At 49.9% G+C, this 12,310-nt stretch carries 12 protein-coding genes; 9 read left to right on the top strand and 3 right to left on the bottom strand.

Annotation, left to right across the window (positions count from 1 at the left end):
- Positions 1–82 precede the first annotated feature (82 nt).
- Positions 83–991 (bottom strand): SPFH/Band 7/PHB domain protein, encoded by a 909-nt coding sequence (locus IPP66_15455; GenBank protein ID MBK9926672.1) that lies wholly within the window; start codon positions 989–991, stop codon positions 83–85.
- A gap of 26 nt (positions 992–1,017) precedes the next feature.
- The gene (locus IPP66_15450; GenBank protein ID MBK9926671.1) at positions 1,018–1,614 is read right to left on the bottom strand and encodes a hypothetical protein; all 597 of its coding nucleotides are present in this window, start codon (positions 1,612–1,614) and stop codon (positions 1,018–1,020) included.
- Between the two features lie 157 nt (positions 1,615–1,771).
- Here IPP66_15450 and IPP66_15445 point away from each other — a divergent pair, with 157 nt between their 5' ends.
- Genes IPP66_15445 through IPP66_15435 form a run of 3 tightly spaced genes read left to right on the top strand, consistent with a single transcriptional unit; the run spans position 1,772 to position 5,198 of the window.
- Complete coding sequence (locus IPP66_15445) at positions 1,772–3,091, top strand: nucleotide sugar dehydrogenase (GenBank protein MBK9926670.1); 1,320 nt, start codon at positions 1,772–1,774, stop codon at positions 3,089–3,091.
- Between the two features lie 2 nt (positions 3,092–3,093).
- Positions 3,094–4,218 carry a UDP-N-acetylglucosamine 2-epimerase (non-hydrolyzing) gene (gene wecB, locus IPP66_15440; GenBank protein MBK9926669.1) on the top strand — a complete coding sequence of 375 codons (1,125 nt, stop codon included), beginning with the start codon at positions 3,094–3,096 and terminating at the stop codon, positions 4,216–4,218.
- A gap of 50 nt (positions 4,219–4,268) precedes the next feature.
- Positions 4,269–5,198 (top strand): carboxypeptidase regulatory-like domain-containing protein, encoded by a 930-nt coding sequence (locus IPP66_15435; protein MBK9926668.1) that lies wholly within the window; start codon positions 4,269–4,271, stop codon positions 5,196–5,198.
- Here the strand turns inward: IPP66_15435 and IPP66_15430 are convergent.
- Positions 5,195–5,869 carry a hypothetical protein gene (locus tag IPP66_15430; GenBank protein ID MBK9926667.1) on the bottom strand — a complete coding sequence of 225 codons (675 nt, stop codon included), beginning with the start codon at positions 5,867–5,869 and terminating at the stop codon, positions 5,195–5,197. The genes IPP66_15435 and IPP66_15430 overlap by 4 nt on opposite strands.
- A gap of 53 nt (positions 5,870–5,922) precedes the next feature.
- Between IPP66_15430 and IPP66_15425 the strand changes: the two genes are divergently transcribed.
- The 6 genes from IPP66_15425 (at position 5,923) to IPP66_15400 (ending at position 12,310) form a co-directional block, all read left to right on the top strand.
- Positions 5,923–6,957: a prohibitin family protein gene (locus IPP66_15425; protein ID MBK9926666.1), complete on the top strand. Its 1,035-nt coding sequence runs from the start codon at positions 5,923–5,925 to the stop codon at positions 6,955–6,957.
- A 62-nt stretch (positions 6,958–7,019) separates the two neighbouring features.
- Positions 7,020–8,078 (top strand): selenide, water dikinase SelD, encoded by a 1,059-nt coding sequence (gene selD / locus IPP66_15420; GenBank protein ID MBK9926665.1) that lies wholly within the window; start codon positions 7,020–7,022, stop codon positions 8,076–8,078.
- A 146-nt stretch (positions 8,079–8,224) separates the two neighbouring features.
- Positions 8,225–9,559, top strand: coding sequence for an HlyC/CorC family transporter (locus IPP66_15415; GenBank protein MBK9926664.1), 1,335 nt, complete (start codon positions 8,225–8,227; stop codon positions 9,557–9,559).
- Between the two features lie 45 nt (positions 9,560–9,604).
- The gene (locus IPP66_15410; GenBank protein MBK9926663.1) at positions 9,605–10,354 is read left to right on the top strand and encodes an HAD family hydrolase; all 750 of its coding nucleotides are present in this window, start codon (positions 9,605–9,607) and stop codon (positions 10,352–10,354) included.
- Between the two features lie 100 nt (positions 10,355–10,454).
- The gene (locus IPP66_15405) at positions 10,455–11,861 is read left to right on the top strand and encodes an AAA family ATPase (protein MBK9926662.1); all 1,407 of its coding nucleotides are present in this window, start codon (positions 10,455–10,457) and stop codon (positions 11,859–11,861) included.
- On the top strand, positions 11,861–12,310 hold the full coding sequence (locus IPP66_15400) for a dual specificity protein phosphatase family protein (GenBank protein MBK9926661.1): 450 nt from the start codon (positions 11,861–11,863) through the stop codon (positions 12,308–12,310). Before IPP66_15405 ends, IPP66_15400 begins: the two co-directional genes overlap by 1 nt.

Raw genomic sequence — 12,310 nt, 5'->3', positions numbered from 1 at the left:
TAAGGGATTCTATCAACAAAAAAGGTAGGAAGTGAATATGGATTCACTTCCTACCTGCCTTATTTATATATCAACCTACAGATTACTTCTTCGCATCTTTGTTGAGGAAATTATCAAGCATGCTTGTAAATTCCATCGGGAAGATGTACTTTGTGGATGGGCTTAAGCCAATGGATTTCAAGGTCTCAAAATACTGCAGAGACATTGTCTTCGGGTCCACTTTGCCAGCGGCGGCGTTGATCTTCTCGAGCGCTACCGCAAAACCTTCAGCGCGCAAAGCCTGCGCCTGCTTTTCGCCTTCTGCGCGAAGGATGTTGGATTGGCGCTCACCGTCAGCTTGCAGAACGGCCGCTTGCTTGGTACCTTCAGCACGGTTCACAGCCGCTTCCTTATCACCCATTGATTCAGTGACTAAAGCACGGCGGACGCGTTCTGCCGTCATCTGACGGTTCATTGCTTCCTGCACTTCGCGCGGCGGGATGATCTCGCGGATCTCAACGTTTGTTACTTTCACGCCCCAGCGCTCGGTGACTTCATCGAGACGATTGCGAAGCATGTTGTTAATGTGTTCACGTTCTGAAAGCACATCATCCAATGGGATACCACCGATGACCGCGCGCAAGGTTGTAGCCGCAATACCGGCCGCAGATTGTTCGAAGTTACCAACCTGGATCACGGACTGAACCGGCTCGATCACTTTAAAGTACCAAAGGAAGTCGATGGAAATCGGCGCATTATCCTTGGTAATGGAAACTTGATGCGGCACCTCGCGGATCTGCTCGCGCAAGTCCACCCATCGGGCGCGGTCAATGATCGGGATGAGCAAGATAATTCCCGGGCCTATGGGCTTTTCCAACACACGCCCAAGGCGGAAGACAACCAAACGCTGATATTCAGGTACGATCTTGATCGCCTGAGCCAGAAAAACCAGAACGATCAGTAGGATCGCGCCTACAATGCAAACTACACCACTTGTAAAAAAGCCATTCATGTTTCTCTCCTTTATATCAAAATGATTTATGAATCTTTCTTTACAACAACAATCACAAATCCGTCCCTGCCAACCACACGCACAGGGCTTCCTGCAGGGATATTAGTTTCACTACGAGCCGTCCACAATTCACCGCCCACTTGCACACTCCCCTCTTTCAATATTGTCGTTCTGGCCTCGCCAACCTTCCCAATTAGGATATCAAGGTCTTGCATAGGTTTGGTCTGTGCCACTTGAATAGATTTGCCTACCGCGATCCATAAGAACCCGACAACAGAGGCAGAAACGACAATTGCCACAAAAGGATTCACGCTTATCCCACCATCCTCTGCTGGGAAAAGAAATATCGAGCCCAACACAAGGATCACAAGGGACACACCAAGATACAGTTCGCGTTTTGGCTTTTGAATGGAATACAAAAAGGGGCCAATACTGAGCACAATAAGAATCATCGCCCACCAGTTGACAGACAGCTTATAGATCTCGTATCCGGTCAAAGCGATACAGAAAAATGCCCCCACTTCAAAAAATCCCGTTCCCGGTGTGACGAGTGCCATCATCACCATCAATACGCCGCCCATCAATAAAAGATATGCAATGTTGGGGTCAAGTAGGAAATCCATATATCTCTCCAATTCATTATACAACAGGTCGGGCCATTCAATGCCCTTAATACGTCTATATTATGTACGAAACCTGTCATGAAAAGTTTTTCAAGGGACGGTTCCCGGGGCTGTATAATACAGCCGCCAGAGGAAACCCCTCCCATAAGGAGTCTATGTGAAATTCAACAAAATTTGTGTACTTGGTCTTGGCTATATCGGCCTTCCCACTGCATCCACCTTTGCCACGAACGGAATCAAAGTCGTCGGCGTAGATGTCAATGAGTATGTTATTGAAACATTGAGCAAAGGCGAACTCCACATCCACGAGCCCGGCTTGCGGAATGTGGTGGAAACCGCCCTCCAATCCGGTAACCTGACCGTATCATCCCAGCCTGAAGAGGCCGATGCCTTCCTGATTGCTGTGCCAACACCTTTCCATGAAGGCAAATATGCCGAATATGAAGGCCGAAAATACAAACTGGCCGACATGGGCGCTGTGATCTCTGCGACAGAGGCCATCGTACCTTTTCTTCGCAAAGGGAATTTGGTCATCCTCGAATCGACATCCCCGCCTCGCACGACCATTGATCTGGTCACCCCCATTTTAGAGCGATCCAATCTGAAAGCGGGTTCCGACTTCTTCCTGTGCTATTCGCCAGAACGTGTACTCCCCGGACAGATCTTACGCGAATTGATCGAGAACGCACGCGTTGTCGGCGGCGTGACGCCCGAATCTGCACGAGCTGGCCGCGACTTGTATGCGACCTTCGTCAAAGGTGAGATCATCGAAACGGACTCGACCACTGCTGAGATGGTCAAGATCATGGAAAACACCACCCGCGACGTGAATATTGCCATCGCGAACGAATTCGCACGTCTCGCCGAAAAGTTCGGCGTGGACGTATGGGAAGCCATCCGCCTCGCCAACCTACATCCACGCATCAATATTCTCAGCCCCGGCCCCGGTGTTGGCGGTCACTGCATCAGCGTAGACCCGTGGTTCTTCGTCGAGACCGCGCCAGAGTTGACACCACTTATCTACAACGCACGCAAAGTCAACGACGACCAACCTCACTTTGTAGTGGCAAAGGTCAAGCAAGCTCTTGGCGATTTAAACAGAAAGAAAATTGCTGCGCTCGGCCTGGCCTACAAACCAGATGTGGACGACCTGCGTGAAAGCCCAGCAACAGAAGTTGTACATTTACTTCAAGAGGCTGGCGCACAAGTCAAAGCGTGGGAGCCATTCAAGCCAACGGCCAATCTACAAGGTATTGAAATGTCAAAAAGCCTGAGCGAAGCTCTGAAAAATGTAGATGCTGTTTTGTTACTCGTCAAACATACAGAGTTTATGAGCTTGAACCCCGCAGAGATTTCAAAATACACCAAAGCTCGTATTGTTGTGGACACAGTCAATGCATGGAATGCTGAAGAATGGCGCAACGCAGGATTCCAGTTATATCGACTCGGCGACAATAAATCCATCATCGCAAGCTGAAAATGAAAGTTCTATCTGTTTTCGGCACGCGTCCTGAAGCCATCAAAATGGCTCCTATTGTTCGGCTGTTAGGGCAAACCAAAGAGATCGAGTCCCGTGTATGCGTCACCGCACAACATAGACAAATGCTCGATCAGGTATTGGAACTCTTCAAAATCCAGCCAGATTATGACCTCGACCTTATGCGCGACGGTCAATCTCTCGCGCAATTGACCGCTGGCATCTTTACCCATCTTGACCCCGTTCTGGAAAATTTCAACCCCGATTGGGTTTTAGCCGTTGGCGATACGACGACGGTCGTTACAACCTGTCAGCTTGCCTTTTATCGGCGTATCAAGTTTGGCCACATCGAGGCAGGACTCAGAACACACAACAAATGGCACCCCTTCCCCGAAGAGATCAACCGCCGCCTCGCCACCACCATGGCAGATCTGCATTTCGCGCCAACAAAATGGTCACAGGCGAATTTACTGCACGAGGGTGTGAATGAGAAAGATATTGTCGTCACAGGCAACCCCGTCATTGACGCGTTGCAGTATGTAGCCAAGCAAGAAGAACCGCAAGAGATCAAGGAACTTCTACGAAAACTGGATATCAACAACCAGAAGACGAAGCGACTCATCCTAGTCACCGCTCACCGACGTGAGAATTTTGGCGAACCCATTGAAAATATTTGTTATGCACTTAAGCAATTAGCAGAACGTGGCGATGTAGAGATCGTTTATCCTGTCCACTTGAACCCCAACATACAGGAACCGGCAAATCGCATTCTCAAAGATATTCCCCACGTCACATTGTTACGCCCGTTGGATTATCTTCCACTGGTACATGTGATGAAGCATTCCACACTGATCCTCACCGACTCAGGAGGCATTCAAGAAGAGGCGCCATCTTTCGGCATCCCTGTATTCGTGTTGCGCGAGACCACCGAACGCCCGGAGGGAGTCGATGCAGGGACGCTCAAGCTGGTTGGAACAGAGACCAGCCGCATCGTTCAGGAAGCGACGCGTTTGCTTGACGACGAATCCGAATACCGGAAGATGGCCAAAGCGTCCAATCCATATGGCGATGGGCATGCGGCAGAACGCATCGTGGAAGCCTTATTGCAAACAGGCAGTCAGGATTAAAGGGTTACACATCACGCCCTTCGACTATCAATCTGAGTATAATGAGATAAATGAACACAGCCCGACGGTTCACGATTATTTTTCTAGCTCTCATCATTCTGATGGCTTCATGGGGAAAAGTTAACGCCCAGTCCACAGATGTTTTATATTTCCCAGAGACGCGACACTACGTGAAGGGTGTGTTCTTGCAATTCTATAACGCCGCAAAAGACCCCAAGCTTGTATACGGCCACCCCATCACAGAACAGATCGTTGCCCGCGATGGCAAAACCGTGCAATATTTTCAACGTGCCCGCTTCGAGTTGACGCCCGACAATCGCGTGCAATTAACTCCGCTCGGAACACTGACCTACAAACCGCAAAGCCAAATGCCAGTCCAAAGCGCGAATGGTTGTGAGCTGTATTCGCAGTTCTATGTGTGTTTTACATTTCTTGATTTTTACAAAGCCAATGGCGGGCCCAATCAGTTCGGGAACCCAATTTCCCCGTTTGAATCGGCCGATGGCTTGATCGTTCAATACTTTGAAGGTGCGCGCTTCGAGTGGCGCGCCTATCAGGGCACAGCAAAATGGGTGGTGATCTCTGACCTTGGCCGAGTCTATTTCGATCAACAAAAAGAAGACCCTGCCTACCTCAAGCCTGCGCCTCCGCCCGACGCCACGATCAGCAGTGTACTCTCGATCAAAGCACGTGCCTTCGTTTTGAAAGCGGTCACCCTCAAGAACGGACAGCAAACCATCTACACCATCGTGCAAGATCAGGCATCGGTGCCGGTCGAAAACGCAACGGTCAAGGCCATTGTCCATCTTTCGAACAACACCAATCAGGAATACACATTCACTACCAATGCGCGCGGCATTGGGCAGGTCTCATTCAATTTCAGCGATCAAAAGCCGGGGGAACTCATATCCATTGACATCACTGTGGATTATCAAGGGCTTACAGGAACCACCACCACATCCTACAGGATCTGGTTCTAAAGTTCATTCCAATCAAACACGGGACCATCTTTACAAGCCAGTTTCCAACTGGACTTTGTCGCTACAGCACAGACACCGCATTCAGCAATTCCCCCACATGGGATGGAAGTCCGCACCAAAACTTGCGCCTCGCTCTTAACGGACAACTGATTCGCCCCCCCAAGCCTTTCCTTCAGCCCATACAGACTCTCACGCAAAACATCGAATGCCAAATAGTCGGCCCATCGTACAACATCATCCAACGCGGACAAGGGTTGCACTTCCACTTCATCGGGCAACGAATCTTCTTCCGATGTATCACAAACAAGGACAACCGCCGCGCCCTGTTTCAACGCAAGTTTGATCAGTCCGCGCAAACGTGATGGAGAATCGTCAAATGCGATCAATGCAACCTTCCGGGCAAAAGGCGGCAACACAAAGCCCCGTCCCAGCGGACCACGCAGAGAGACTTCCTGTCCAGGATGCCAATGATCTGGCACAGCGGCAATAAAACCCAAAGGCGTAGATTCCGTAGAGAATAGAGGAACAGGCAACGGGTCCAGAAAAGAAGCGTTGCTCGAAAGTAAGTATTGCCCCGGCGACGGGGTCAAGTTTACAGGGCACATGATCCGCGCATAACGGAGTCCGTTCTGTAAAATGAGTTCGGCGATCTGCCCTTTAGCTGTGTTCACATCGCTATGCTATCATGGCGGTATAATAATTTCAACTATGAAACGGAGGAAGAATGAATATTGTTGATGTAATTCGCTCACTGGCCGGTTTTGCATGGCTGGGAGCCATTGGGTTGGGCGTTCTGGCAATTGCCCGCGCAAGCCGCAATCAAGGCGCAAAAGGGATCAGTACAACAGTGGTGATCGTACTCGCCCTTGCGCTTGTCCTTAGCGTGTTGGGAGCCGGTTTGGTTTACGTTGAATCAAACGAGCGTGGTGTCGTAAAGACCATCAGCGCGGGCGGCGTTCGCCCTGAAGCGCTTAGCCCTGGCCTGCATTGGATCGTACCGGTTGTAGAGAGTGTGGTGACGTATTCGGTTTCAAATCAAACCTACACCATGTCTGCTGCATCAACCGAGGGACAGGTGATGGGAGATGACTCGATACGTGCCCGTACAAAGGATGGTCAGGAGATCATTCTTGACGCTTCGGTGATCTACAAAGTGGACCCGCTAAAGGTGGTATCACTTCACATTGTATGGCAAAACAACTACGAGAATGGTATCGTGCGCCCCGAAGCGCGCGGCATCATCCGCGATGCGGTTTCGCAATACGGTGTGGAAGAGGTCGTTTCCACAAAGCGCGCTGAAATGGTGCAATTTATTACGGACGAACTCAGCTCCACGTTAAGTAAAAATAACCTGGAGTTGGTGGACTTTGTCCTGCGTGATATTCATTTCAGTGAAGGGTATGCCGCGGCAGTCGAACAAAAACAGATCGCTGAGCAACAGGCTCAACAAGCCAAGTTGACCGTTGAGCAAAAGAAACAGGAAGCTGAACAGGCGCGCCAGACAGCACAAGGCCAGGCCGATGCGGCCGTAATCGCGGCGCAGGGCGCGGCAGAAGCACAGATCATTCAGGCAAAGGCACAGGCAGAAGCCAATGCATTGATCGGGCAATCATTGCAGGAAAATCCTGAGATCCTTCAGTATCAATATATTTTGAAACTTGCACCGGGTGTGCAGACGATCTTTATCCCCAGCGGACAGCAGTTCATTCTGCCATTGCCGAATACCACGACAAACACAACACCAACAGTGACTCCATAAGTAAGACGAAAAAGAAGGTGACAGTCACTTTTATAAAGCGACTGTCACCTATTATTTAATCCATGCCTATTCCTCAAACTGGACGCGAGATCCGCCTCACGACTCTTTCCGCCTGCGCGGGTTGAGCGTCCAAACTAAGCGCTGATGCGCTGACGCAGGTTCTGCGTCCTATAAAAGACATCTTTGATGCCGCCTCTTATCCGGACCTGTTGGTTGGTCTGCGCGAACCGGATGACGCGGCCGTTTGGCGTTTGGATGAAGACAAGGCCATTGTCATCACAACCGATTTCTTCACACCGGTTGTGGACAACGCCTACGATTACGGTTCCATCGCGGCCGCCAACAGCTTATCAGATGTCTACGCCATGGGCGGACGTCCCTTCCTTGCGTTGAATGTTGCGGCATTGCCCGATGACCTTCCCAATGAAATATCTGCTGAGATCATTCGTGGCGGTGCAGAGAAGGCATTGGAAGCGGGAGTCGTCATCGCAGGTGGACACACCGTCAAAGACAAGGAACCCAAATACGGACTGGTTGTCATCGGTTTTGTAGATCCCCGCAAGATGATGAGTAAAGGCGGCTTCAAAGTGGGCGACGCATTGGTATTGACCAAGCCACTTGGTTTCGGAGTCACGACGACAGCCTTGAAACGCGAACAGGCTGATAAAGAAGACGTACTTGAAGCGGTCCAATGGATGAAACTGCTGAACAAAAAGGCCGGTCAACTGGCGAATGAATTTGACCTGCAAGGTGGTACCGATATTACCGGCTATAGTTTCCTTGGTCATGCCATGGAAATGGCAGATGCTTCGAATGTCGCATTAAGATTCGAATTTACAAACATCCCTTTCATTTCATGTGCGCGCAAATATGCAGAAAAAGGATGCTTTGCTGGCGGCGCATTCGATAACAAGAGTCACTTTGAAGCCAAGGTGAAGTTCGCTGAATCCATTGACGAAGAAAACCAGATGCTGTTATTCGATCCGCAGACAAGCGGAGGTTTGTTGCTAGGCGTCCCTCATGCAAAATTAGATTCTTTCCTTGTGCGAGCAAAGGAGTTGGATCAAGCTGTCTGGGTGGTGGGAAATGTCGAAACAGGAGCAGGCATATCGGTCCGATAAGATGCGGGGCATCCATAGTACAATAAGGCAAGTGATTGCCTATCATATAAATTGAAAAGCGTTTCAATACAAACCAATACGCAATATCACAAATTCGGTTTAGCAAATGATGCGACACCGTGTAAACATAGAAATTTAAAGAGTCCATGTCAGAGATCCCCTTACAAGTCAACTTTACTACCGGTCTAATTACCATTGCCATTCTGCTTGTTTTAAACGGTGTATTAGCAATGGCAGAGACCGCCCTACTTTCTGCGCGCAAAGCACGCCTGCAAAGTGATAGTAACAAAGGCGATGCACGTGCAATGATCGCACTAAAGCTTACAGAAAACCCCAATCAATTCCTTTCCACTATTCAGATCGGGATAACATCCATCGACCTGTTGATCGGTGCATTGACCGGCGCAACGCTCGGCGCGTGGATCCATCAATGGCTCGAACAATTCCCAGTGCTGGAGCCATACAGCGAAGTGATCAGTTTGCTGATCGGCGTGCTTCCAGTTACATACCTTTCCTTGGTGCTCGGCGAACTGGTCCCCAAGCGCCTTGCCCTGCGCGACCCAGAAGAGGTCTCATCCATCGTGGCACGGCCGATGATGTTCTTCTCAAGAGTGTTCTCGCCCATTGTAAAGCTGCTCAGCGTTTCAACTGAATTCATATTGAAGATCATGGGTGTCAAAGTCAGCGATGAGCCGCCCATTACCGAAGAAGAAATCCATCTCCTTATGGATCAAGGCACACAAGCCGGGGTCTTCGAAGAATCCGAGCAAGATATGGTGGAAGGTATTTTCAGCCTCGGCGACCAGCGTGTGTACTCGTTGATGACCCCACGAACGGACATTGTCTGGCTCGATATCGATGACTCCATAGAAGATATTCGCACAAAGATCGCAGAAAGCGAATACTCGCGCTTCCCCGTGCGCCAAGACACCTTGGACGTTATTCTTGGTATCGTGAAAGCGCGTGACTTGCTTGTGCCAAGTCTCAGCGGTGAGACTATCAGGCTCAAAGATTTATTGAAGCCCGCATTCTTCATCCCCGAAACCATGTTCGCATCGCGTGCGCTGGAAATTTTCAAAGAAAAAGGCACAGATGTGTTGCTCGTCATCGATGAGTTCGGAGGCCTGCAAGGGCTATTGACGATCAACGATATTATCGAAGAGATCGTCGGCAATATGGAATTAGATGAACCGCAAGCCACACAACGACAGGATGGCTCCTGGTTATTGGACGGTATGTTGGAAGTGGATGAATTCAAGGAAATTTTCGACCTGAAAGCACTTCCTCATGAAGATGAATACGAGACCCTGAGTGGTTTCGTCATGATGTCACTGGGGCGTGTCCCACAAGTGACCGATCACTTTGAGTGGAACAAATATAATTTCGAAGTCATTGATATGGATGGCCGCCGCGTGGACAAGGTACTCGTCACCACTTTGCAACAGAAACCTCTCACACAGGAACCTCGCCCGAAAAGCTAAGGGTAACAGACCGTCTTTTCAAACTTACACAACAAACCATCAACTATGCCTCGCAACTTCATTCGTGCCATCCTATTCGATTTCGGCGGGACGCTCATGCATGGGCGCCGAGACTGGACTCCCATCGTTGCAGAAGCCGACGATGCCCTGACAAATTACCTCCGCGCAGAGGGTATTGAGGTCAACCTCAATACATTTTCCACTGAATTTCGCAGGCGCTTGGATGAATACTTCAAACAACGTGAGAAAGATCTGCTGGAGACCACCTACACATCAGTCCTCCGCGAATTACTTATGGATAAGGGCTATGATGCTGTCCCGAGCGGCGTTATTCGCAAAGCATTGAATGCACTATTCACCGTCACCCAAAGCAACTGGGCCTTGGAGCAAGATACGATTCCCACTCTACAAAAACTGCGCGAGTTAGGCTACAACCTTGGTATCGTCTCAAACGCAGGCGACGATGCCGACGTGCAAAAGCTTGCAAAAAATTTCGCCATCACTGGATACTTCGATTTCATCCTCACATCTGCCGCGTGCAGTTACCGCAAACCGCATCCACGCATTTTTGAACTCGCTCTTTCGAATTGGTATTGCCCGCCCAACGAGGCCGTCATGGTCGGTGACAATCTTGATGCAGATATTCGTGGCGCACAGAATGCCGGCATTTACGGGGTTTGGCTCAGCCGCCGTGCCGACCCATTGATGGAGGGACAGGTTCAGGTCCAGCCTGATGCGAGCATTACAACGTTAACCGAACTTCCATCCATCCTCGACCATCTCCAAGTCAAATAAGTGGAAGCGGCTAAGCCGCCCGCATCCTTCTTAACCGATAGCTGATTCTGCGTAATCTGCATCTTCCCGCCTTTTCATTATCATCCCTTATAATCACAACATGAGTGACCTCTTCGACCATGCCATGCACGAACGCTTGAAAAGCGAAGCCCCTCTCGCCGCGCGGATGCGTCCGCGCACACTGGATGAATATATCGGTCAGGAACATATCGTCGGCGAAGGCAAGCTTCTACGTCGCGCCATCGAAGCAGACAGGCTGTTCTCATCCATCATCTTATGGGGGCCGCCCGGCACCGGCAAGACCACGCTTGCTCAAGTCATCGCCAATACCACCAAGAGTCACTTCACCACCATCTCGGCCATCCTTGCAGGCAAAGCCGATCTGCGTGTCGTCATTGACGAGTCACTCGAACGCCGACGCTTACACAACATCCGCACAATTCTCTTCGTTGATGAAGTCCATCGCTGGAATAAGGCGCAACAAGATGCCCTTCTCCCTCACGTAGAAAACGGTACATTCACTCTCATCGGTGCAACAACAGAGAACCCTTACTTTGAAGTTATTAAAGCCTTGATCTCTCGCTCACGCGTTTTCCAATTGCGGAATTTGAATCAAGAAGAGACAGGCACGCTGATCGACCGTGCTCTTACCGACAAAGAACGGGGCTACGGTAACAAACACATCGCATTAGACCTTGAGGCTCGCTCCCACTTAATCGAGGTTGCTGGCGGTGACGCACGCAACGCTCTCAACGCCATCGAACTTGCTGTGGAGTCAACATCTCCTGATGTTGACGGCACCATCCATATCACGCTCGATGTGGCGCAAGAGTCTATTCAACGGCGCGCCGTGCTCTACGACAAAGATGGCGACGCACATTACGATACGATCTCTGCCTTCATCAAATCCGTGCGTGGCTCGGACCCCGATGCCGCACTCTACTGGCTTGCCAAGATGATCTATGCAGGTGAAGACCCCAAGTTCATTATCCGTCGCTTGATCATTCTGGCTGGCGAAGATATTGGCCTTGCCGACCCAATGGGGCTTGTAGTCGCATCGTCTGCCGCACATGCTTTTGAATTCATCGGTCTACCTGAAGGTATTTATCCCATCGTCGAAGCGACGCTGTATCTCGCCACGGCGCCCAAGTCCAATAGCGCGGGCGCATACTTCAAAGCAATGAAAAAGATCGAGCAAGAAGGGCAGGTCTCTGTGCCACGCCATCTCATGGATGGTAATCGTGATGCCGCCGCAATGGGCCACGGCAAGGACTATGTGTATCCACACGAACAGGAAGGTCACTTCACACCACAACAATATCTGCCAAAACGCTTGCTGGGCACTTATTTCTATTCCCCATCACAAGAGGGATATGAGTCTCAAGTCACTGCGAGGCTTGAGATGTGGCGTGAAGCACAACGCAAAGCCTTAGGCATCACAAAGGTGGAGAATATTCCAGATATGAGCGAAGAACAAATTCAGGAAATGAAACGGAAGATCAAATAATGGATGAGATCCGCCCGTGGCTGTTCATCGGAAACATTCGTGATACTGCAAATAAAAGTAACCTCGCACACAAGTCCATTCAGGCGATTCTTCAACTTGCCATGGAAGTGGATTACCCAGGCATAACATGCTTGTATCTTCCCGTAGAAGATTTCGCTCCAGTGGAGTTTGACATGCTTGAAAAAGGCGTCGCCTTTATCAGAGAACAAAAGAGACTGGGCAAACGCATATTGGTCGCTTGTGCCGCAGGTATCAATCGCTCTAGTTCATTTTGTGCCGCAATATTGAAAGAAGAAGAGGGACTAACGCTATTCGATGCCTTGAAAGAAGTAAAGAAAAAACATTCCGAATCCATGCCACATGAGCCAGTTTGGGAATCGTTGTGTCAATACTACAACGAAGCAACTCCTTATATTGATGTTTTACGTTTAGAAATTCACCAAGGATAA

Origin of the sequence: Candidatus Defluviilinea proxima (assembly GCA_016721115.1) — a bacterium.
GTDB lineage: Bacteria > Chloroflexota > Anaerolineae > Anaerolineales > Villigracilaceae > Defluviilinea > Defluviilinea proxima.
The sequence above is the reverse complement of the archived record's forward strand: the minus strand, read 5'-3'. Positions and strand labels throughout refer to the sequence as shown.